This window comes from Agarivorans sp. 1_MG-2023 (assembly GCF_030548385.1).
Lineage (GTDB): Bacteria > Pseudomonadota > Gammaproteobacteria > Enterobacterales > Celerinatantimonadaceae > Agarivorans.
Genome location: NZ_JAUOSJ010000024.1, coordinates 1 through 21,329 on the forward strand (window position 1 = coordinate 1; position 21,329 = coordinate 21,329).

Consider the following 21,329-nt stretch of genomic DNA (forward strand, 5'->3'; position numbering starts at 1 on the left):
AACGCTTTAAGCGAGCCATTTTATTTCACTTTGGAGGGCTTGATATGACTTTCCACCAAGAACGGTGAAGAGCCATATAAACACAGTCAAGATGTGCAGTTATGAGTTCTCCGTATCTATGTTTTGTTGAAGAAAAAATGCGAACTAGGCGCTTTAGAGAATCCACTATTCGTAGCTACAGCTTATGGATAAAACGTTTTATATTGTTCAATCAAAAACGTCACCCTAGCGACATGCATAATCATCAGGTGGAAGCCTTTTTAACGCATTTAGCTAACGAACGAAATTTGGCACCGCAAAGCCAAGCTGTAGCCTTAAATGCATTGGTCTTTTTGTATAACGAGGTGGTAAATAATCCCTTATCTTCAACAATGGATTTTCGTCAAAGCAAGCGTCATGCAAAACTTCCTGTTGTGCTTACAAACGCTGAAGTCACCTCGCTACTTAACGCGCTATCCCCTCCTCATCTATTAATGGCTTAATTAATGTACGGCAGCGGTTTACGAAAATCTGAAATGCTTCGTTTACGTATAAAAGATATTGATTTCGACTTTTTTGGTATTGAGGTATGGGATGCTAAAGGCGGTAAACACCGCCGAGTGACTCTGGCTAAATCACTGGTTACTTTTATTCAAAAGCAAATTTCAACCGCACAACAATATTACCAAAGCGACAAGTTGAAAAAAGAATATTCCGGAGTGTATTTACCACACGCCTTAGCGAAGAAGTACCCTTCTGCTCCTTATGATTTTGCTTGGCATTATCTATTCCCTTCTCATTCTTTAAGCAAAGATCCTAATGATGGGTGTATACGCCGCCATCATCTTGATCCAACTGGTATCCAAAAAGCACTAAAAGCAGCTAGAACCAAAGCTCAACTCCTAAAACCCATAAGTTGCCATACTTTACGCCACTCTTTTGCGACTCATTTACTGCAGCGCGGAACAGACATTCGAACAATTCAAGCTCAACTAGGCCACAGCGATATTCGTACTACACAAATTTATACTCATGTACTTAATATGGGAGCCGATGGAGTAGCAAGTCCTTTAGACGCCATTTAGGCACAAAAAAGCGGACTTAAAAGTCCGCTTAGTTCACTGTCGTGAAGGTTAATTGGGCGTAAAGTTAAACTTCTGCCCGCCAATACTGGCTTCGTACATTAAGCCGCCTTTAGCTAAGGTAAATACTGCGTAGCCACTCACGTAGTGGGCTTTAGATTGAGTAGTGCCTGCTGCTGCACCAGTGCCAGATGTACCCGCTTGAGCAGACGCACCAACCGTTAAGGCCACCGCACTGGCTTGCGCGCCAAATTCAAAGCTACCACTGGTAAATTCGTCGTAAGCACGTTTGTCTTGAAGGAAGATGATTTGGCTAAATGCTTGGCCACCGAGCTGGAAACCTAAGGTGACTTGCCCCATATTCACACTACCCGTTGGCATGCCACCGAGGTAAACATTCCCCTCTCCGTATGCGCCGCCAATACCAATGCCACCTTTACCAATGGTAGGAAACACCGCATAACCATAGGCATTGTTAAAAAAGGGGGTGGTTCTATCAGATTTTTTAAACTGTTGTATTGTTGTCTGATAATCATCAGCCACCGCTTGAAAGCTTAACGCTAATACACCAATACACAGTGCCAACCATTTCTTCATAAATAAACGTCCCTAGATGTGGAGTAAGGTGCAAGCAGCATACACGATGTATATAAAAATCGGTATGCTGCGCAAAAATACTTCTAAGGGACTGTAAACTTAAGCCTTTGGTTGATATACGTGATAGCGCGTTTGATAACTGTAAGTTTCGCCAGGTTCTAGCCAGCAACTTTGGTGCGGCCAATCTGGGCGATTAGGTGAATCAGGTAAGAACTGAGTTTCTAATGCTACGCCGCTATGCGCTTGATAGGTTTCTCCGTTAAACCCTGGATTACCGGTTAAGAAGTTGCCGGTATAAAGCTGAATAGCCGGTTTGTTGGTATACACTTCCATGGCTAATGAGGCATCGTCGGCCACGATTCGCGCCACAGCCTCTCCACGCTCTATTACCGATTTTTGTAGTAAGTAGCTGTGGTCATACCCGCCTACTAGTTGTTGGTCGGCGTCTTTTTTCAAATCATCGGCAATGGCTTTAGCCTGCCTAAAATCAAAGCCTGTATCACTCACCTCTTTTAAACCGTCTACCGGAATACCATCTTCTGCTACAGGCAAGTATTGGTCGGCGGCAATGTATAATTGATGCTGCAAAATAGTAGAACTCGCGGCATTCAAGTTAAAGTAACTGTGGTCAGTTAGATTCACTGGGCAGGCTTTATCTACTGTTGCCGAGTAGTCCAACACTAATTGATTATCTTCATCTAGGGTGTAATCTAGCTGCACTTGCATGTTGCCCGGAAAGCCACATTCGCCGTCTGGCGAGGTAATGGTAAAGCGTACTTTGTTGTCGGCCAGTTGTTCGCCCTGCCAGTCGCGGTGACTAAAATCACTGGCGCCATGCAGTTGGTGTTCACCTTGGTTAGCCTTTAAAGCAATGCCCTTGCCTTGATACTCGATATGCGCTTGTTTAATACGGTTAGCATAACGGCCAACGGTAGCGCCCAAAAATGCATTTTGTTTTAGGTAATCGTCAAAGCTGTCGCAACCTAGAACTACTTCTCGTAACTCACCGCTGATCATTTTAATCTTTAAGCTTGCCAAGGTTGCCCCCCAAGCCAGTAGCGTTGCTTCACTGCCTTGTTTATTTTTTAAGGTAAACGTTTGCACTTCGGGGTTGGATTTAGCGAACGACATTTACAGCTCCTAGATAAATAATAATAGGGGGTAGGTTAAGTCTTTACGCTTGGCTTAAACTAAAGCCAAGGCCAGCGGGGCTTACAGAGTACTTAACCTAGATGATTACACGATAATATATTTACCAAACAAATCTACCTAAGCATAAAAAACATAATGCGCTTAACAAGAAATTTGTGAGGCTTATCGCCTTATCCTAGCCTTAAGCAAGCGGTGTTTCATCACTTACACGCCAGCGTTATACTGTGTTTGGCGCAAACCATAAGGATTAGCTTTGTCATACTCGTTGCTTCACACAGGTGTTATTGGAATAACCACATTGCTGCTCACTGCATGCTCTACTGGGTATCATGGCTCTTACGCCGAACGCAGTTTTTATCAAGGGGATGCCAGTAGCCTTAACTATATTGGACCAGCAAGTGGCGAACACTGCCAAACTCATGCTTTATACCTTCTCCCATTAAAACAAAGCCCTTCTACTCAGCTGGCACTGCAGCAAGCTAAACAGTCACAAGCGGCCACTGTAATGCTAAGCGATGTAAGCATTAGTGATACCACTAAATGGCGAGTAGGTTATGCGATACAGTGCATTACTGTTGAGGCCGATGCTTACGGTAAATAGGCTTACATTTACCGATGATTAGTTCAGTTTTAGCCACAAAGGGCTGTGCTCGCTTGGAGTGTCTGGGTGCAGATAAGGGTTGTCGAGCTTTATCACTGTTCGTGTAAGTAGCTGCTTAGCTAAGTCATCATAATGATAGCGCGCAAACAACTCGTTAAAGCTGCCATCACTAATGGCAATCCACAACCCTTGCTCAATTCGGGCGGCTAAGTCGAGATTATTGCTATTAACAAAAAAATAGATCGGGGCGCGGTAGCTAATAGCCAAATGAGGCTCGGCAACAAAATCTTCTTTCGGGTGCTGCTTTAGTTCTGCAAAGATTTCATTAATGCCACGGGGGAAATAATCAAAGCGCTGCCGCTGTAACATGCCAAATAAGCCCTCGTAGCTCATGCCCTCTACCACCGAAATTTGGTTGGCCTCGAGTATTTTATTGTCAGGCCAGCCTTTACCCTGCCCCGCAGTAAAAGCGTGTAAATCTTGCAAAGTATTGATATGAGCAAAACGGCCAAGATCTTCGCGCCGTATCATTAACAAGCGCTGTCCTAATAAACCTTTTAACAAAGGAATACGTATCGGTAAAAAGTTGGCTTCGCGCTCGCTAGAGCTCATGGTCCATACCACGTCTATATCTTGGCTTTTAGATAATTGTTGTAAAGCGCGGTTTTGGCTCATTTTTACATTGCTACTCTCTAAGCGAAATGGGCCTAGATCTGTTTTCGTTTTACTTAAGCTTAGTGAGAGTAGATCAATGAAATAAGCGTTGCGGGTATCTTTGTCACTTTGCGGGGCAACATGCTGAACCACCAGCGTATTTAGCTCAGCAGCAGTAGACGCTGAGCAAAAGGCAATAAATAGTAAGGAGGTGGCTAATAAGTGCTTCATATTAAATAAATTACTTAGTCATCAGACTTTAAGTGTACAAAATATCTACGCCCTTCAATAGCGCTCAACGCTAAAGTTCTCACAATAAATTGATCAGCCTGTAAATAATTCACACATTATTACTATGGATAAATATCGCGGCAATTGAGCACATCGTTTAACCAGCGATATAACAAAAGTTTAGAAACCAAATCCGGACTTACTTACCTCAGAATACGGACACAATGCAGGTACAAAAAATCCTCACCATTTCTAACAAGGCTTTGAATGCGGACGGTGATGAGCCAAGGTTAAAAGGCGAACTCTCTGCTTTCTTAGCTCAAAACATGGGCACAATGCAGATACAAAAAAGCCTCGTCATTTCTGACGAGGCCTTGAATGTGGTCGGCGATAAGCCAAGGTTACAAGGCGAACTCCCTGCTTTCTTAGCTCAAAACATGGGCACAATGCAGATACAAAAAAGCCTCATCATTTCTGACGAGGCTTTGAATGTGGTCGGTGATGAGCCAAGGTTAAAAGGGAACTCCCGTCTCTAGGTAAAGAAATGACCTAAGCCCTAGAAAGCAAAAAGCCTGCTCATTGAGCAGGCTTTTTAAGGTGGTCGGTGATGAGCAGGGTTAAAAGGCGAACTCCCTGCTTGCTTACCTCAAAACATAGGCACAATTGAGATACAAAAAAGCCCCGTCATTTCTGACGAGACTTTGAATGTGGTCGGTGATGAGCCAAGGTTAAAAGGGAACTCCCGACTCTAGGTAAAGAAATTACCTAAGCCCTAGAAAGCAAAAAGCCTGCTCAATGAGCAGGCTTTTTTAAGGTGGTCGGTGATGAGAGATTCGAACTCCCGACCCTCTGGTCCCAAACCAGATGCGCTACCAAGCTGCGCTAATCACCGATTTCTTAGTATTTATAGAGGCTAACCCTCTGGTTCCACTCTTTATGAGCTTCGCGATGATGCGTTACTAAAAACACTATCACCGATTAAGTTACTTTTGGATAAATCCAGTGCCTAACTTTAGCGCTTTAGATTAACGAATTTCGCTAACCTGAATATGGGGTGAGTAATGGGGCTTGAACCCACGACAACCGGAATCACAATCCGGGGCTCTACCAACTGAGCTATACCCACCATAGAGTTTTCAAGCGTTTCCGAAGTAATGGCGCACCCGACAGGAGTCGAACCTGTGACCTTCGCCTCCGGAGGGCGACGCTCTATCCAGCTGAGCTACGGGTGCTCAACGCTGGAGGAGCCGTATATTAGGGTTTTCGCCCCCTTCTGTAAAGACATTTTATAAAAAAAAATGTATTTGCTGGCTTTTCTTACAAGTGCTGAAAAAGCCGCCAGATTTATGCCCTCTTTAGTACTTTTTATCGCCAGCTACACAATTACGCGATGGGACTAAAGCCCGCATAAGCTACACCACTAAGATGCGCCATTTCTCGATGCCACGTTGCCAAATCCTTTTTACTGAACTGATTTAAATGCTCATGACCACACGCTCTGGCCATCACCGTCATTAATGCCACCGAGGCATCAAAAAAGTTAGCCAATTGTTGAGCCGATTTATCAACGTTCAAACGTTGGCGCAAGTCGGCATTTTGAGTAGCAATGCCTGCCGGACAGTTATTGGTATTGCAAATTCGAGCCGCAACACAACCAATCGCCTGCATCGCGCTGTTAGAAATAGCAATACCATCAGCGCCCAAAGCCATGGCTTTGACAAAGTCCATTGGCAAGCGTAAACCGCCGGTAATAATGAGCGTAACTCTGCCGCTTGCACCTTGCTGATCTAAGTAACGGCGTGCCCTAGCCAAAGCTGGAATAGTGGGTACGCTAATGTGGTCTCTAAATATCTCTGGGGCTGCGCCCGTGCCACCACCACGCCCATCGAGAATGATGTAGTCGGCACTAGCATCTAAAGCAAACTGAATATCACGCTCAATATGATTAGCACTTAACTTAAAGCCAACTGGAATACCGCCGCTCATCTCGCGCACGCGATCTGCGAAATGCTTAAAATCACTCACGCTGTGCAAATCTTGAAATGTAGGCGGCGAAATCGCCGATACACCTTCTGGAATGCCCCTTACCAAGGAAATCTTGCCTTGGTTTTTATTACCCGGAAGATGCCCACCAGTGCCTGTTTTCGCCCCTTGCCCCCCTTTAAAATGAAAAGCTTGCACTGCTGCTAACAAAGATTCTTTATAGCCAAACTTGGCACTGGCTAGTTCGTAAAAATAACGTGAGTTTTGTTGCTGCTCTTCAGCCAACATGCCACCTTCGCCAGAACATATCCCAGTACCGGCTAATTCAGCCCCTTTGGCTAAAGCAATTTTGGCTTCTTCAGATAACGCACCAAAGCTCATATCGGACACAAATAAGGGGATATCTAAGCGCAGCGGTTTTTTGGCCTCGGGACCAATAACCAACTCCGTAGCAACAGGATGGTCTTCTAACAAGGGTTTGGTAGCCATTTGCGCCACCATAATTTGAATATCATCCCAGTGCGGTAATAAATGCCTTGGTACGCCCATCGAGGTCATGGCGCCGTGATGCCCAAGTTGGGATAAACCCTCGCGAGCTAACTGGTGAATAAACGCCACGGTAGGTTCTTCAGTTGTAGGAGTCGCACTAGGCGCAGCATTAACCGCGCTAGCTTGCGGAGCTTCTTTGCCGATTTGCGCACTGCTTATTTGCTTGTGGCTACCGTCGCAAAAGGGGCTATTAGCGGTGGTTTTACAGGCACATAAATAGGCATCACCGGTTTGTTCTGCCTTAAAAGCTTTGGGGCTTAAGCCTGTACCGGCATGGCTGCCATCGCAAAAGGGCTGGGCTTTAGAGCGGCCACAACTGCAAAAGTAATATTGGTCACCTTTTACTAAATTTACCTTTTTAGGTTTGTTATCGGCAATAATTGCTTTGCTCATACACACTCCTCACGCTTACTTGCTCAGGCTAATTTACGCTGCCTTGCATTCAATCAGCTTAGTCGCTTTTGGCTGGCACGAGGGCTTAGTTACTTAGTCGCTGGCGCTTTGACCTTACTTTTAAAACTAAAAGCATGTTCAGATTCACCATGTTCTCGCAAGTGCTCTAATCGCGCTAACGCTTCCTCTATCGTTGGCCGATGCCCTGGTTCAACCCACCACAATACATAGGTCGCCAGCGGTGATTTATCAAACCACTCACTGCGGCGGCGCATAAAATCTACATGATGAGTCTTAAACATAAATGCCTGTAAGCTGGCTACCGACTGCCATACCGACATATTCACAATGATTCTGGGATTGCTAAAAGCCTGAATCTCGGTCGCGTTGCCGGTCTCGTCTTTTAATCGCCATATAAACCCCTCGCTGGCTTCAGCCAGAGCATTAATCGGTTCAAGGTTATCTACGAACTCTTTCAAGCGAGGAGAATCCAATTCATCTTTAGCAGTGGCAATATTAAGCTGAGCTAGATGCATGTTTTTATCCTGTTGTATGTTAAAGAACTAAACGCATTGGAACATCAATTATCCCTTTGGTTTCACGGCGTTCTTGTTCAGCCACAAAACCCCATGCCTGATAAATCGCCTTCGCGTTAAGCGATGCATTTACCGTAAACTCGCCACAATTGCCATTGGCTAAGCAAGACGCTTTAGCGTGTTGCCACAAGCACGACGCTAATCCTTGCCCTTGAGCACTTTCGGCAACAAACAGATGATACAAATGCTGATTGTCTCGCGTAGCCACCCCCCCCCCACCAGCTCAGTATTATTTTCTGATGTTTGCTCAGCAAGATGATAACGAAAGCCTTGTTGAAGATATGAGCGAACCGCCTGTTCGCTCATGGCATCTAGCAAGCGAGCTGCACCAGCGGGGCTAAAGTCCTCAACCAAAAAACGCCGAGTAAGTTGACTGACTAAAACACTAATGGCCGCAGCATCATCAAGCTCAGCCAAGCGAACGGTGAAGCCTTTATCCATCTAGTTTCCTTGAGATTAACCGCAGCTTAAAACCAGCTAAAGCCTTAAGCTATGTACAATCAGTTAAACATATACCTTAATTCGCAGTTTTCCTCTTGCCTGCTTAGGTAAAGCGAATATGATGGTTCCACTTTCACACCTTAGCTTTACCCAGCGTTTAGAACACAAGTGATAGCTCATGCTCAGTAAAAATATTACTCAACAATTTTGGCGTTATTCCATCCCTTCTGTGGTCGCAATGATCGTGAGCGGCATTTACTTAATTGTAGATGGAATATTTATTGGCCAAGTATTGGGTGCCGAAGGCTTAGCAGCCATTAACTTAGCCTGGCCAATTATTTTCTTGGTTACCGGTTTAGGGTTAATGGTAGGGGTGGGAGCAGGAGCACTCATTTCAATTGCCAGCGGCGAAGGAGACAAGCAACGCGTACAAAGCTTGTTTAACCATGCCTTGTTACTAATGGTGTTAATGGCGCTCATATTCAGCGCTATTTTAGCCTTGCTGGGAGCCAACCCAATTACTTGGCAAGGCGCCAGCGGTAATATTCAACAATTGGCAGAAAGCTACTTAGGCATACTGGGTAACGGCGCATTAGTGGTACTGTTTAGCTGTGCACTGCCTATTTTGATCCGTAACGATAACTCACCCAATTTTGCCACCATTTTGATGGTAATAGGCGCTTTAGCCAATATCGGCCTCGACTACTTATTCATTGTAAAATGGAACTGGGAATTAGCGGGCGCCGCCTATGCAACTTTGGGTGCGCAAGCGATTGTGATGCTGTTAGCCCTCGCTTATTTTGGCTCGCGCTATAGTAACTTACGTTTTCAGTTTAGTGGTTTTAGGCTAAATACCCGCTACTTGGCAAACATTTCTAATTTAGGCTTGAGTAGCTTTTTCACCACTGTTTATACCGCTTTTATTACGCTGATTCATAACTACCTCTTTTTACGCTACGGCAGCATAACCGAAACTGGCGCTTATGCGATTGTGCTTTACCTGAGTGTGATTTATTACTTTATCGCAGAAGGTTTTGCCAATGGCATGCAGCCGCTAATATCTTATAACTATGGCGCCAAACGATATGACAACGTACTTAAAGTAATGGCCTTAGGATTTAGCATTATTTTGGGGACTGGGGTGGCAGCCGTACTACTGATGAATGGATTTAGCGAGTTTAGCGTGGGAGTGTTTAATAACGATGACCCCGCCTTGCTAGACGCCACCGTAAGCGGCATTCGCCTGCATCTTTGGGCTATGCCCTTAGACGGCTTGGTATTTACCGGTGCAGTGGTGTTTCAGTCAATCAACCGGGCCAGCCGTGCCACCTTTATTTCACTTGGCAACATGGCTATTCAGCTGCCCTTTATGTTGGTTCTACCATTCTTGTTTAGAGTGAATGGCATTTGGCTGGTTATGCCCTTATCTACGGTATTACTCAGCCTGTTAGTCGCATGGTGGCTGGTAAAATTAGTGCAACAGTTTAAGGCTGAACTCGCTTTAAAACAGGCCTGAAAAGGCATAAAAAAGCCGAGCATCAGCTCGGCTTTTCAACGTAAGTCATTCGCCTATGGTAAGGCCTGACCACGCGAAGTCACGTAAAGTTGGTACCACTGCTCGCGGCTTAGCTCAACTTTAGTGGCATCTGCACAGGCGCGAATACGATCAACATTAACACTGCCAATCACTGGCTGAATACCCGCAGGGTGGCGTATTAACCACGCCAATACAATGGCCTCAGGAGAGGTCGAGTACTGGTCTGCATACTGGCGAACTAACTGCGCGGTATCGCGCTGTTGTTGATTTGCATTAGATAGGTCGGCACCACTAAACAAACCACGCGCTAAACTGCCCCAAGCTTGAATTTGCACCTTATTCATCGCGCAATATTCTAGGGTGCCCGCAGCAAAACTATGCCCTTTCACTTGCTCGTCGTTCACTGCAATGTTGTGATTTAACCAATCAAGCTTAGACAAGCTCATTTCTAGTTGGTTAGCCACCAGCGGGAAGCTGAGTACTGATTGCAAATGTGCAATTTGAGCACCGCTCATATTAGACACACCAAAATGCTGTACTTTGCCGCTGTCTTTAAGCGCTTGCAGTACTTCGGCCACTTCATCCATTTCAGCTAGCGGATCAGGGCGATGTAGCATCATCACATCAATGCTGTCACTTTGCAGACGACGTAACGAATCTTCAACACTTTGACGAATATAATCTGCCGACCAATCGTAGCGACCGCACCACTGATCATCTCCAAAGCGAATCGCACATTTGGTTTGCAAAATAATTTGCTCACGTAACTCTGGGCGCTGCGCCAATACCTGACCAAATACCTGCTCGGCTTTACCCATGGTGTAAATGTCGGCGTGGTCGAAATAGTTAATGCCAATCTCTAAAGCAGCATCAATTGCCGCGTTCGCTTGATTTACATGGTCTTGGTTTACTGGAGAGTTGTCCCAGTTACCGCCTAAGCCCATACAGCCATAAACGAGGCGGCTCGCCTTAGGTAAAACTAAATTAATTGGAGATGCAGCCATTTGTCGCATGCCTTTATTGTTACGAATATTGAGCAAGTATAACGATAAATCTTCACAGGCTAATAGGTTTATAGGCAGAATTTACGCACTATAGTTCGAAGCAGTAAAACAATGCAGTGCTAAACCAAGTAAGCACTGCATTAAACTTTAAAGAAGATCGCGTAAGCGATAGTAGCTCATGGCTAATACCAAAGCCGGCGTGCGTAACAACCGCCCACCAGGGAAAGGCATATGGGGGATTTTTTCAAAAATATCGAAGCGTTCAGATGTTGCCATAATCGACTCAGCCATTAGCTGGCCAGCCAATCCGGTAGCGGCAATACCATGCCCAGAAAAGCCCTGAGCAAAATACACATTAGGGGCAATACGGCCAAAGTGTGGGGCGCGGTTAATGGTTATGCCCACATTGCCTCCCCACGCAAACTCGACTTGTTCATCGGCCAATTGCGGGAATACCCAATCCATACGTTGCTTCATGGTTTTTGCGAGATCGCGAGGCTCTATGCCTGAGTAACTCACTCGGCCACCAAACAACATGCGATGATCACCAGAACAGCGGTAGTAATCCAATACAAAATTAATGTCACACACTGCCATATTGTTAGCAATTAACTCACGAATTCGCTGCTCGCCTAAGGGCTTGGTCGCGCAAATGTAAGTACCCACTGGCATCACTCGGCTTTCTAATTTGCTATTCAGCCCTTCCATATAGGCGTTACACGCCAGCACCACATGGGAACAAGTCACACTGCCGCTGGCGGTGGTTATGCTTACTTTACTGCCATGTTCAATCTTGGTGACTTTACTGTCTTCATAAATCTCAGCGCCTGCTAATTCAGCGGCTTCAACTAAACCCAAGGTATAATTTAGTGGGTGCAAATGGCCACTATTGGGGTCGAACATGCCGCCTAAATAACGCGGACTAGCGAGCTGGCTTTCTAGCTTGTCACGGTTCCAATATTCTAGTTGGTCATAACCATAATCGCTGCTGAGTTGCTCGTGCCATGCTTTTAGCTCTGTTACATGGCGATCTTTAATTGCCACATGAATTTGACCATCTTGCCAATCACAATCAATTTTGTGCTTGTTAATATTGGCCTTGGTAACGGCTAAAGCCTCTACCGACAAATCCCACATCTTTTTGGCATCATCTTTACCCATTAGCTTTTCAAGCGTTGACTGCTCCGAGGCCCAGCCAAAAATTGCTTGGCCGCCACTGCGACCCGAGGCGCCCCAGCCTACTCGCTCACCTTCTAAAAGGATGACTTTATAACCTTTGCTGGCCAACTCTAGGGCGGTAGTCGCGCCGGTTATGCCTGCACCCACCACACATACATCTGCTTGCTGGTCTCCCTTCAGTTGCGGATAATCAAGCTGCAGATTCGCACTCGCCGCATAATAGGAATTTGCATGTTGCGCTTTCATGTACTCACCTTTGATCTAAAAATAAACTGCTGCTTCCCTGTTGGCTAAGCGCTACACCATTTGTTGATACCACTGCTGCTCTAAGGGCGAGACTTGTGCTTCAAAGCGATGCCATTCGCTGAGCTTATTGGCGTGATAAACATGGCTAAAGTCCTCACCTAAGAGAGACCATAATCTAGAGTGGGAAAAAGTTTTTAAAGCTTGCTGCCAATAGGTAGGTAAAGCCGGCGCGTTAGCTTTACTGGCGTCACCACTAACCGCTTCGGCGCAATCTAACTGCTGGTCAATACCATAATCAATACCCGCCAATAAAGCCGACATAACAATGTATGGATTACAATCTGCGCCTGCTACGCGATGTTCAATACGTGTATTCGCCTTACTACCAGAGGGAATACGCAAGGCAACAGTGCGGTTATCCCAGCCCCAGTTTGCCTGTAGCGGCACAAACATATCGGGTTGAAAACGGCGATAAGAGTTGGCGTTAGGTGCCAGTAAGGCAATGGCTTGTGGCATGGTATCGAGTAAACCCGCAAGGGCGTGTTCCAACAACGCGCTATCTTTAGCAAATCGATTATTGCCCAATTCATCTAACATACTGATGTGCACATGGCAGCCATTACCCGAATGCTCGGCATAGGGCTTGGCCATAAACGTGGCTAAATAACCATGTTGTTTAGCCACCGCCTTAATGGCGCGTTTAAGCAAAATGGCTTGGTCGCAGGCTAAAAGCGGATCTTCTTGGTGCTGCAAGGTCACTTCAAACTGGCCGGGTGCATATTCGGCAATTACATTGTCGCTGGGAATGTTTTGGGTATGGCAGTAGTCTTGAATGTCTCGAATAAATTCAGAAAACTCGTCTAGCTCATCTAGGGAGTAAACTTGGGTTTGCTGCATGCGTTGTTGCGATTTAGGTAATAAAGGCGCTTGCGGTTGGCGATTTTCACTACGCGCATCCAGTAAGTAAAACTCCCACTCTATAGCAACACAAGGGAACATACCGCGCTGCTGCAAGCGGCTAAGTGTTTTAGTTAATAACTGACGAGGGTCGGCAAAAAACGGCTGGCCGTCCACTTCATGCATGGTGACAAGAGCTTGCGCGGCATTTTTCTTCCATGGGATAACACTTAAACTGTGCGGCAGTATGTGGCAAATTCTATCGCCGTCACCCTGTTCAAAACCTAGGCCTGTTTCTTCAACTGTTTCACCACATATGTCTAAGGCAAACACCGATGCAGGCAAACACATACCTTCTTTGGCTATTTTTTCCAAAGATGCCGCTTCAATACGTTTACCTCGAATCACCCCATTCATATCTGAAAGCATTAAATCAATGCTTTCTAGATGCGGATGAGCGGCCAAAAAGTGGTGTACTTGCTCAAGCAAACTATCTGCTCGATCCTGCGGCTGGTGTTTCAACATAATTAACAGTCCCTCAGTAAAAACGTCCCTTACAGCCCTTAGATTTACAACATAGTGTTAAGTATAATGCAAATAATTTTGCCTTATAAGCCAAAAAAGACGCTATATTTAGGTTTTAGTTAACACCTTGTTGACTTTATCGCCAAATCGTGACAATTCTAATTAGCACGGAGCAAAAAGCCGAGGGCGTCGATATATGCCCTAGTTTACTTAACAATAAATAACAGGTGATTATGGATAACGTCAGGAAGTGGTTTGCGGATAACAAGATAACCGAAGTTGAATGCCTCATCCCCGATATTACCGGTAACGCCCGCGGTAAAATTATCCCCGCAAGCAAATACCTCAAAGAAGGCGGTATGCGCCTTCCAGAATCAATTTTCTACCAAACTGTAACCGGTGACTGGCCAGACGACGATGAACTGTTCGACTGGACCGAAAAGGACATGAACCTTGAACCCGACACCGACAGCGTACGTTTTGTACCTTGGGCAAAAGAACCCACCGCTCAGCTGATTCACGATTGCTACACCGCCGACGGTGAGTTAATTGGTATGGCGCCGCGCTCGGTGCTAAAAAAAGTGCTGGCCTTATATGAGAAAGAAGGTTGGAAGCCCATTGTTGCCCCAGAGCTCGAGTTTTTCTTAGTGAAGAAAAACGTCGATTGGGACTACCCCCTTGAGCCGCCCATTGGCCGTAATGGTCGCCCAGAAACCGCTCGCCAATCGTTTAGTATTGACGCGGTAAACGAATTTGATCCGCTGTTTGAAGATATGTACGACTACTGTGAGGCGCAAAACCTCGATGTAGATACCTTGGTGCATGAATCCGGTGCCGCACAAATGGAGATTAACTTTGATCATGGCGAACCAGTACTCGCCTGTGACCAAGTCTTCTTGTTTAAACGCACCATGCGCGAAGCCGCGCTGCAACACGATACCTACGCCACGTTCATGGCTAAACCTATGGAAGATGAACCCGGCAGTGCCATGCACATTCACCAGAGTTTGGAAGATTTTGATGGTAACAATCTGTTTGCCAATAGTGATGGCAGCAACAGCGAGCAATTTTTAAGTTTTATTGCTGGCCTACAGCAATACACTCCCGCCAGCATTGCCTTCTACGCACCCAACGTGAACAGCTATCGCCGTTTAATGTTTGGTGACTCAGCACCGATTAATCTGCAATGGGGCATCGACAACCGCACCGTAGGATTACGTGTCCCCTTGTCTGATGCGCAAAACCGCCGAGTAGAAAACCGCTTTGCCGGTGCCGATGCCAACCCTTATTTGGCAATGGCGCTTACCTTGGCCTGCGGCTACATAGGCATGAAAAACAAACTCGTACCGTCTGCCCAAGAAACCGGAGACGTTAGCGAAGACCGCTACACCTTGCCCGGCACCTTAGAAGAAGCGCTGGTTAAGCTAGAGCAGTGTGACGAACTAAAGGACATTCTCGGCGAGCGTTTTGTTAACTGCTACGTGGCGGTGAAGCGCAAAGAATACCAAACCTATTTCAAAGTGATTAGTTCATGGGAACGTGAGTTTTTATTGCTCAACGTATAAACAATGAGTTACCCCGGCCATTAGGAGGCAAAATGAGCACAGCAACATTAACGATACAACAACAAGACAGCGCCCACTGCTTGCACCCTTTCACTAACTTTAAGGAGTTAAATGCGAAAGGAGCTAGAGTGATAGAACGAGGCGAAGGTGTTTTTGTATACGATAATGAAGGCAACAAGTTGCTCGATGCCATGGCCGGACTATGGTGTGTAAATTTAGGCTATGGTCGCCAAGAGTTGGTTGATGCGGCGGCCAAACAAATGCAGCAACTGCCTTACTACAACTTGTTTTTTCAAACCACTCATAGCCCTGCGGTAGAGCTGTCTAAACTGCTGGCTGAGCTTACGCCCGAGGGATTAAATCGAGCATTTTTTACTGGCTCAGGCTCAGAATGTAACGACACCGTGGTGCGTATGGTTCGCCACTATTGGGCTAGCAAAGGCCAGCCGAACAAGCTCGAAATCATTAGCCGCAACAATGCTTATCACGGTAGCACTATGGCGGGTGCCAGCCTTGGCGGTATGGGTTTTATGCACGCTCAAGGTGGCTTACCGCTGCCCAACATTTGCCATATCGACCAACCCTATTGGTTTGAAGAGGGCCAAGGCCAAGATCCGCAGGCCTTTGGTGTAGAGCGCGCTCGCCAGTTAGAGCAAAAGATCCTCGAATTAGGTGAAGACAAGGTCGCCGCCTTTATCGCCGAGCCCATTCAAGGAGCTGGCGGAGTGATAATTCCCCCCGATAGCTACTGGCCAGAGATTCAACGGATCTGCGATAAGTACCAAATTTTACTGATAGTAGATGAAGTGATTTGTGGCTTTGGCCGCACTGGCGAATGGTTTGCCAGCCAAACCTATAACATTAAACCCGACCTGTTGTGCTTAGCCAAAGGCATTACCTCAGGATACTTGCCACTGGGCGCAGTAATGGTGTCGGATAACGTGGCACAAGGCTTAATTGACGCCGATACCGAGTTTGCCCACGGCTTTACGTATTCCGGTCACCCAGCGGCTTGTGCTGTAGCCATTGAAAACATTCGCATCATGCAGCAAGAAAACATTGTTAACACTGTGCGTAACGACACCGCCCCTTACCTTGCCCAACGCTGGCGAGAGTTGGGCGAACATCCTTTAGTGGGTGAAGCACGCAGTAAAGGCATGGTGGCAGCCATAGAATTAGTCGCCAATAAAAACACCAACCAGCGCTACGGCAAGGATGTTGGCGCTGGCGGCGTATGTCGCGATATATGCATTAACAATGGATTAATTATGCGCGCCTGTGGCGACACCATGATTATTTCCCCTCCATTGGTTATCACTAAACAACAAATAGATCAGTTAATCACACTGGCAAAACAAAGTTTGGATGACACTCTGCAGGCATTGAGTTAATCCGCGAAGCAGTACGAGCAAACACCACATGGAATTGGAGAACATTGATGAACAAAGCTAGCCTGAAGCTAACCATAGCTTCCCTGTTAACTGCCAGCGCAATGAACCTGCAGGCAGCAGAAGAAAAAGTGCTTAATGTATACAATTGGTCAGATTATATCGCCGAAGATACCATTGCTCAGTTTGAAGCCGAAACGGGCATTAAGGTGGTTTACGACGTATTTGACTCAAACGAAGTGCTAGAAGCTAAAATCCTATCGGGATCAACCGGCTTCGATCTTGTGGTTCCTACCTCAGACTTTTTAGCTCGCCAAGTTCAAGCTGGTGCGTTTATCAAATTAGACAAAACAAAACTCACTAATTATAGCAATTTAGATGCTAAAATTATGGGCATGCTTGATGACACTGCAGATCCGGGCAACCAATATGCAGTGCCCTATTTATGGGGAACCACAGGCTTAGGTTACAACGTAAACAAAGTTAAAGAAGTGCTTGGCGAAAACGCCCCCACCAATAGTTGGGATTTAGTGTTTAAACCAGAGAATATGGAAAAACTGCAAAAGTGTGGCGTCGCATTTTTAAACGCCCCAACTGAGCTGTTTGCAGCGGCGCTACACTATGTGGGTAAAGACCCAAATAGTGTTGATCCTAGCGATTACAAAGACACCGGCGAAGCTTACCAGCTGCTAAAAGCAGTTCGCCCTTACGTCACTTATTTCCACTCTTCGCAATACATAAATGACTTAGCGAATGGGGACATTTGTGTGGCTATTGGTTGGTCTGGCGATGTGCTACAAGCCTCAGATCGCGCGGCAGAAGCCGACAATGGCGTTGAGGTGGAATATGTAATCCCGCAGGAAGGCGCTTTAGCGTGGTTTGATCTCATGGCGATTCCAGCAGATGCGCCACATAAAGATAACGCGCATAAATTCATTAACTTTTTATTGCAGCCTAAGGTGATTTCAGAAATCTCTAACTACGTGTGGTATGCCAACCCAACGCCAGCGTCGAAGGAGTTTATTGATCCCGAAATTATTGAGCACCCAGGTATTTATCCAAGTGACGAAACCCTAGCCAAGCTGTATGGCGCAAAGGTAACGCCAGCGAAAGTGTCACGCACACTTACTCGCTCTTGGACTAAGTTTCTTCAAAACTAGCGAGTCGCTTGCCACCTAAGGGTGGCAAGCACGTTTTTGTTTCTTGATGGAGGATCCGCAATGGCTGCGGTGTCACACATTTCAAAGCTTCCGGTAGACGGAGAAAAGGCTCCGGAGCCTTTGTTACACATTGAAAGTATTAGCAAAGATTACGATGGAGCCATCGCGGTAGATAACGTAAGCCTTACCATTAACAAAGGTGAGATTTTTGCACTGCTAGGTGCATCAGGTTGTGGTAAATCAACGCTGTTAAGAATGCTGGCCGGCTTTGAAAAACCCAGCTCGGGCAGCATTATTCTCGACGGCCAAGATCTTATTGGCGTACCGCCGCATCGACGCCCAGTAAATATGATGTTTCAGTCTTATGCCTTGTTCCCGCATATGACCGTAGAACAAAACATCGCCTTTGGTTTGAAACAAGACAAACTCCCAAAAGACGAAATAGCCGACACCGTGGCAAGAATGCTGGAATTGGTGCGCATGAGAAACTACGCCAAGCGCAAGCCTCATCAACTATCTGGTGGCCAACGTCAGCGCGTAGCGCTTGCCAGAAGTTTAGCCAAACGCCCTAAATTACTGCTACTAGATGAACCAATGGGCGCACTGGATAAAAACCTTCGCGGGCAAATGCAGCTTGAGGTAGTGGATATTCTTGAGAAAGTGGGCGTTACTTGCGTAATGGTGACCCACGATCAAGAAGAAGCCATGACCATGGCTAGCCGGATTGCGATTATGAATCGCGGCCAGTTTATTCAAGTGGGCGAACCAGAAGAAATTTACGAATACCCCAACTCGCGTTTTAGCGCCGAATTTATTGGCTCGGTGAACGTGTTCGAGGGTGTATTACGCGACAACGATAACGACAGCGCCACCATTGATAGCCAAGAACTGGGCTTTCCTATTAGTCTCAACCACGGTGTATCATCAGCCCCTGGCGTGCCATTTATGGTGGCGGTACGCCCCGAAAAAATGAGTATTTTCAAAACCCTAAAAGGACGTACCAACAACGTATGCCAAGGCACCGTAGAAGACATTGCCTACTTAGGTGACCAATCAATTTATTATGTACGCTTGGCCAGCGGTAAGCGGGTAACGGCAGCCATGCCTAACAGCAGCCGCCATCGCAATAATATGCCCACCTGGGAAGACCAAGTTTACCTATGCTGGCAAGCCGATAGCTGCGTGGTGTTAAAAATATGACCACTCAATCATCAGCCAAACTCAAAAAGTGGCTCACTCGCCTTACGCCCAGTGGCCGCTGTGCGATACTCGCCGTGCCCTACTTTTGGTTATTTCTATTCTTTTTGATGCCGTTTTTCATCGTCTTCAAAATTAGTTTTGCCGAAGCGGTTATTGCTATTCCACCTTACACTCAGCTGATGACAATGGCCGAGGAGCAGGTGCAAATACTGCTAAACCTAGGCAACTACGCTTACTTAATTGAAGACAGCCTGTACATTAGCTCTTACTTGCAGTCGGTACGGATTGCTTCCATCTCAACCTTGTTGTGTTTAATCATTGGCTTTCCCATGGCTTGGGCAATTGTTCACTCTAGCCCCGCTAATCGTAATATATTGTTAATGCTAATTATTTTACCTTCATGGACCAGCTTTTTGATCCGTGTTTACGCATGGATTGGCATTCTTAAAAACAACGGCTTCTTAAACAATATCTTGATGTACACCGGGATTATCGACGAACCTTTGCGAATATTGCATACCGATACCGCGGTGTATATTGGCATTGTATACACCTATTTACCGTTCATGATTTTGCCTTTATATACCGCCTTAATGCGCGTCGATTACTCCTTAGTAGAGGCCGCTCGCGACTTAGGTGCGTCTACCACCACCGTGCTGCTTAAAGTGCTGTTGCCATTAACCAAGGCCGGTATTATTGCCGGCTCGATGTTGGTATTTATTCCAGCCGTGGGCGAGTTTGTTATTCCTGAATTATTAGGCGGCCCAGACTCCATTTTGATTGGTAAAATTCTCTGGCAAGAGTTCTTTAATAACCGCGATTGGCCGGTGGCCGCCGCTGTTGCCTCGGTGATGTTACTGCTATTAATGGTGCCAATTATGTTCTTTTATCGCTATCAAAAACGTGAAATGGAGGCCGGCTAATGGACGCTATCCCCGTTTACAAAACCAAGTGGAAGTGGGCGATACTCGGCTTAGGCTTATCTTTTCTTTATTTGCCTATTTTAAGCCTGATCATCTACTCGTTTAATGCCAACCGTTTAGTCACGGTATGGAGTGGTTTTTCTACCAAATGGTATGGTGCTTTGTTTGACGACGCCCTACTAATGAACGGCATTACGCTTAGCTTGTTGATTGGTTTTATGTCGGCCACCGCCGCGGTGGTATTGGGTACTTTGGCCGCTTTTGTGATGACCCGTTATAACAAGTTTAGAGGCGAAACCAGCTTTGCCTTTATGATTACTGCCCCCTTAGTTATGCCAGAAGTTATCACCGGTTTAAGCCTGTTACTGCTGTTCATTTCTTTGGGGCAAGTGTTTGATTTATTTAGCCAACGCGGCATGTTAACCATTTGGATTGCCCACGTTACTTTTTGTACTGCTTATGTCTCGGTAGTGGTGAGTTCGCGCCTACGTGAGCTAGATAAAAGCATTGAAGAAGCCGCCATGGATTTAGGGGCTACCCCCTTAAAAGTATTTTTTGTGATTACCTTACCCACCATTTTACCGGCGATTGTGGCGGGTTGGTTATTGGCCTTTACCTTATCCTTAGATGACTTAGTCATCGCGAGCTTTGTCTCGGGCCCGAGCGCAACAACCTTACCAATGGTGGTGTTTTCTAGCGTAAGGTTAGGGGTAAGTCCCAAAATTAATGCCCTAGCCACACTGATAATTGGTGTAGTATCTGTCGCTACTTTTATTGCTTGGTGGATTATGGCCAAAGCAGAGAAACGTCGCTTGCAGGAATTAAGAACCGGCAATGCTAAATAGGCGTTAGAAATTGAGGAAACAAACTTAATGGATGTTGGAAAACGCCTGAAAAGTATTCGCTTAATGCGCGGCATTTCGCAACGAGAATTAGCAAAATTAAGCGGGGTCACTAACAGTATGATCTCGCAAATTGAGCAGAACCAAGTTAACCCTTCGGTTGGCTCTTTGAAAAAGATCCTTGATGCAATTCCTATTTCTATGGGCGAGTTTTTCACCTTAGAAATGGAAAGCGACGATAAGATTTTTTATAGCGAAGACGAACTCACCGACTTAGGTGATGGCATGGTAAAAATGCTATTGGTCGGCAGCAAACATAATGGCCGTCAGTTGGCTATTTTACGCGAAATTTACCCACCCGGCGCAGATACCGGCACCGAGTTTATTCAACATGAAGGCGAAGAAGGCGGGATTGTGATTCGTGGGGAAATTGAGATTACCGTTGGCAGCAAATCTAAAGTATTAAAAGCCGGCGACTCCTACTACTTTGAAACCCGCAAACCGCACCGCTTCCGCAATAAAAGCAAAGATGAATGTGAGTTAATTAGCGCCGCGACTCCGCCAACCTTCTAGCCCCAGCATTCAGATAAATTATTGCCACAAAA

Annotated in this window: 20 protein-coding genes, 3 tRNA genes and 1 pseudogene; 11 read left to right on the plus strand and 13 right to left on the minus strand. The window is 46.1% G+C overall.

Translation table 11 applies throughout. From position 1 onward, the window contains the following. Positions 1-101: 101 nt before the first annotated feature. A pseudogene (locus tag Q4592_RS21245) lies at positions 102-1,064 on the plus strand (integron integrase). A gap of 48 nt (positions 1,065-1,112) precedes the next feature. Here Q4592_RS21245 and Q4592_RS21250 read toward each other — a convergent pair. Continuing rightward, positions 1,113-1,658, minus strand: a complete 546-nt coding sequence (locus Q4592_RS21250) for a lipid-binding SYLF domain-containing protein (RefSeq protein WP_303516796.1) — start codon at positions 1,656-1,658, stop codon at positions 1,113-1,115. 99 nt (positions 1,659-1,757) lie between these two features. Continuing rightward, positions 1,758-2,789, minus strand: coding sequence for a galactose-1-epimerase (galM, locus tag Q4592_RS21255; protein ID WP_303516798.1), 1,032 nt, complete (start codon positions 2,787-2,789; stop codon positions 1,758-1,760). A gap of 274 nt (positions 2,790-3,063) precedes the next feature. Between galM and Q4592_RS21260 the strand changes: the two genes are divergently transcribed. Then, a complete protein-coding gene (locus tag Q4592_RS21260; protein WP_303516800.1) occupies positions 3,064-3,411 on the plus strand; it encodes a hypothetical protein in 348 nt (115 codons plus the stop codon). An 18-nt stretch (positions 3,412-3,429) separates the two neighbouring features. Here the strand turns inward: Q4592_RS21260 and Q4592_RS21265 are convergent, their stop codons facing one another. Then, positions 3,430-4,296, minus strand: a complete 867-nt coding sequence (locus tag Q4592_RS21265) for an ABC transporter substrate-binding protein (RefSeq protein WP_303516802.1) — start codon at positions 4,294-4,296, stop codon at positions 3,430-3,432. A gap of 224 nt (positions 4,297-4,520) precedes the next feature. On the opposite strand from Q4592_RS21265, the gene Q4592_RS21270 reads away from it, so the two are divergent. Beyond that, positions 4,521-4,832 carry a hypothetical protein gene (locus Q4592_RS21270; RefSeq protein WP_303516804.1) on the plus strand — a complete coding sequence of 104 codons (312 nt, stop codon included), beginning with the start codon at positions 4,521-4,523 and terminating at the stop codon, positions 4,830-4,832. Between the two features lie 279 nt (positions 4,833-5,111). Here Q4592_RS21270 and Q4592_RS21275 read toward each other — a convergent pair. The 7 genes from Q4592_RS21275 to Q4592_RS21305 all read right to left on the minus strand — a co-directional run bounded on the left by Q4592_RS21275 (position 5,112) and on the right by Q4592_RS21305 (position 8,258). After that, positions 5,112-5,188: transfer RNA gene (locus tag Q4592_RS21275), tRNA-Pro, on the minus strand. A 158-nt stretch (positions 5,189-5,346) separates the two neighbouring features. After that, positions 5,347-5,422, minus strand: a tRNA-His gene (locus Q4592_RS21280). Positions 5,423-5,451: 29 nt separating this feature from the next. Beyond that, positions 5,452-5,528: transfer RNA gene (locus tag Q4592_RS21285), tRNA-Arg, on the minus strand. Positions 5,529-5,679: 151 nt separating this feature from the next. Further along, positions 5,680-7,221, minus strand: a complete 1,542-nt coding sequence (locus tag Q4592_RS21290; protein WP_303516806.1) for a glutamate synthase-related protein — start codon at positions 7,219-7,221, stop codon at positions 5,680-5,682. A gap of 89 nt (positions 7,222-7,310) precedes the next feature. Continuing rightward, a complete protein-coding gene (locus Q4592_RS21295) occupies positions 7,311-7,757 on the minus strand; it encodes a DUF3291 domain-containing protein (protein WP_303516808.1) in 447 nt (148 codons plus the stop codon). Between the two features lie 19 nt (positions 7,758-7,776). Next, on the minus strand, positions 7,777-8,025 hold the full coding sequence (locus tag Q4592_RS21300) for a GNAT family N-acetyltransferase (protein ID WP_303516810.1): 249 nt from the start codon (positions 8,023-8,025) through the stop codon (positions 7,777-7,779). Next, positions 7,956-8,258, minus strand: coding sequence for a hypothetical protein (locus tag Q4592_RS21305; protein WP_303516812.1), 303 nt, complete (start codon positions 8,256-8,258; stop codon positions 7,956-7,958). Before Q4592_RS21305 ends, Q4592_RS21300 begins: the two co-directional genes overlap by 70 nt. Positions 8,259-8,436: 178 nt before the next feature. On the opposite strand from Q4592_RS21305, the gene Q4592_RS21310 reads away from it, so the two are divergent. After that, a complete protein-coding gene (locus Q4592_RS21310) occupies positions 8,437-9,774 on the plus strand; it encodes an MATE family efflux transporter (RefSeq protein ID WP_303516814.1) in 1,338 nt (445 codons plus the stop codon). A gap of 53 nt (positions 9,775-9,827) precedes the next feature. Here the strand turns inward: Q4592_RS21310 and Q4592_RS21315 are convergent, their stop codons facing one another. The 3 genes from Q4592_RS21315 to Q4592_RS21325 form a co-directional block, all read right to left on the minus strand. Then, positions 9,828-10,799 (minus strand): aldo/keto reductase family oxidoreductase, encoded by a 972-nt coding sequence (locus Q4592_RS21315; RefSeq protein ID WP_303516816.1) that lies wholly within the window; start codon positions 10,797-10,799, stop codon positions 9,828-9,830. Between the two features lie 147 nt (positions 10,800-10,946). Further along, positions 10,947-12,224: an FAD-binding oxidoreductase gene (locus Q4592_RS21320; protein WP_303516817.1), complete on the minus strand. Its 1,278-nt coding sequence runs from the start codon at positions 12,222-12,224 to the stop codon at positions 10,947-10,949. A 51-nt stretch (positions 12,225-12,275) separates the two neighbouring features. Next, on the minus strand, positions 12,276-13,646 hold the full coding sequence (locus Q4592_RS21325) for a glutamine synthetase family protein (protein WP_303516819.1): 1,371 nt from the start codon (positions 13,644-13,646) through the stop codon (positions 12,276-12,278). 233 nt (positions 13,647-13,879) lie between these two features. On the opposite strand from Q4592_RS21325, the gene Q4592_RS21330 reads away from it, so the two are divergent. From Q4592_RS21330 to Q4592_RS21360, 7 genes are read left to right on the plus strand one after another with little or no spacing between them, the layout of a single operon-like run. Then, positions 13,880-15,211, plus strand: coding sequence for a glutamine synthetase family protein (locus Q4592_RS21330; protein ID WP_137672375.1), 1,332 nt, complete (start codon positions 13,880-13,882; stop codon positions 15,209-15,211). A gap of 32 nt (positions 15,212-15,243) precedes the next feature. Beyond that, positions 15,244-16,602 (plus strand): aspartate aminotransferase family protein, encoded by a 1,359-nt coding sequence (locus Q4592_RS21335; RefSeq protein ID WP_303516823.1) that lies wholly within the window; start codon positions 15,244-15,246, stop codon positions 16,600-16,602. A 47-nt stretch (positions 16,603-16,649) separates the two neighbouring features. Then, a complete protein-coding gene (locus tag Q4592_RS21340) occupies positions 16,650-17,759 on the plus strand; it encodes an extracellular solute-binding protein (protein ID WP_303516825.1) in 1,110 nt (369 codons plus the stop codon). Between the two features lie 60 nt (positions 17,760-17,819). Continuing rightward, on the plus strand, positions 17,820-18,959 hold the full coding sequence (gene potG / locus Q4592_RS21345) for a putrescine ABC transporter ATP-binding subunit PotG (RefSeq protein WP_137672378.1): 1,140 nt from the start codon (positions 17,820-17,822) through the stop codon (positions 18,957-18,959). Next, positions 18,956-19,882 (plus strand): putrescine ABC transporter permease PotH, encoded by a 927-nt coding sequence (gene potH, locus Q4592_RS21350; RefSeq protein ID WP_303516828.1) that lies wholly within the window; start codon positions 18,956-18,958, stop codon positions 19,880-19,882. The genes potG and potH overlap by 4 nt, the downstream gene beginning before the upstream one ends. Next, positions 19,882-20,727 carry an ABC transporter permease subunit gene (locus tag Q4592_RS21355; RefSeq protein ID WP_137672380.1) on the plus strand — a complete coding sequence of 282 codons (846 nt, stop codon included), beginning with the start codon at positions 19,882-19,884 and terminating at the stop codon, positions 20,725-20,727. Before potH ends, Q4592_RS21355 begins: the two co-directional genes overlap by 1 nt. Before the next feature lie 27 nt (positions 20,728-20,754). Continuing rightward, positions 20,755-21,297, plus strand: a complete 543-nt coding sequence (locus Q4592_RS21360; protein ID WP_137672381.1) for a cupin domain-containing protein — start codon at positions 20,755-20,757, stop codon at positions 21,295-21,297. Positions 21,298-21,329: the final 32 nt, after the last annotated feature.

Coding starts and splice junctions, on each gene's coding strand:
- Q4592_RS21250 (WP_303516796.1), bottom strand. CDS start 1,658: ATGAAGAAATGGTTGGCACTGTGTATTGGTGTATTAGCGTTAAGCTTT.
- galM (WP_303516798.1), bottom strand. CDS start 2,789: ATGTCGTTCGCTAAATCCAACCCCGAAGTGCAAACGTTTACCTTAAAA.
- Q4592_RS21265 (WP_303516802.1), bottom strand. CDS start 4,296: ATGAAGCACTTATTAGCCACCTCCTTACTATTTATTGCCTTTTGCTCA.
- Q4592_RS21270 (WP_303516804.1), top strand. CDS start 4,521: ATGCAGGTACAAAAAATCCTCACCATTTCTAACAAGGCTTTGAATGCG.
- Q4592_RS21290 (WP_303516806.1), bottom strand. CDS start 7,221: ATGAGCAAAGCAATTATTGCCGATAACAAACCTAAAAAGGTAAATTTA.
- Q4592_RS21295 (WP_303516808.1), bottom strand. CDS start 7,757: ATGCATCTAGCTCAGCTTAATATTGCCACTGCTAAAGATGAATTGGAT.
- Q4592_RS21305 (WP_303516812.1), bottom strand. CDS start 8,258: ATGGATAAAGGCTTCACCGTTCGCTTGGCTGAGCTTGATGATGCTGCG.
- Q4592_RS21310 (WP_303516814.1), top strand. CDS start 8,437: ATGCTCAGTAAAAATATTACTCAACAATTTTGGCGTTATTCCATCCCT.
- Q4592_RS21315 (WP_303516816.1), bottom strand. CDS start 10,799: ATGGCTGCATCTCCAATTAATTTAGTTTTACCTAAGGCGAGCCGCCTC.
- Q4592_RS21320 (WP_303516817.1), bottom strand. CDS start 12,224: ATGAAAGCGCAACATGCAAATTCCTATTATGCGGCGAGTGCGAATCTG.
- Q4592_RS21325 (WP_303516819.1), bottom strand. CDS start 13,646: ATGTTGAAACACCAGCCGCAGGATCGAGCAGATAGTTTGCTTGAGCAA.
- Q4592_RS21330 (WP_137672375.1), top strand. CDS start 13,880: ATGGATAACGTCAGGAAGTGGTTTGCGGATAACAAGATAACCGAAGTT.
- Q4592_RS21335 (WP_303516823.1), top strand. CDS start 15,244: ATGAGCACAGCAACATTAACGATACAACAACAAGACAGCGCCCACTGC.
- Q4592_RS21340 (WP_303516825.1), top strand. CDS start 16,650: ATGAACAAAGCTAGCCTGAAGCTAACCATAGCTTCCCTGTTAACTGCC.
- potG (WP_137672378.1), top strand. CDS start 17,820: ATGGCTGCGGTGTCACACATTTCAAAGCTTCCGGTAGACGGAGAAAAG.
- potH (WP_303516828.1), top strand. CDS start 18,956: ATGACCACTCAATCATCAGCCAAACTCAAAAAGTGGCTCACTCGCCTT.
- Q4592_RS21355 (WP_137672380.1), top strand. CDS start 19,882: ATGGACGCTATCCCCGTTTACAAAACCAAGTGGAAGTGGGCGATACTC.
- Q4592_RS21360 (WP_137672381.1), top strand. CDS start 20,755: ATGGATGTTGGAAAACGCCTGAAAAGTATTCGCTTAATGCGCGGCATT.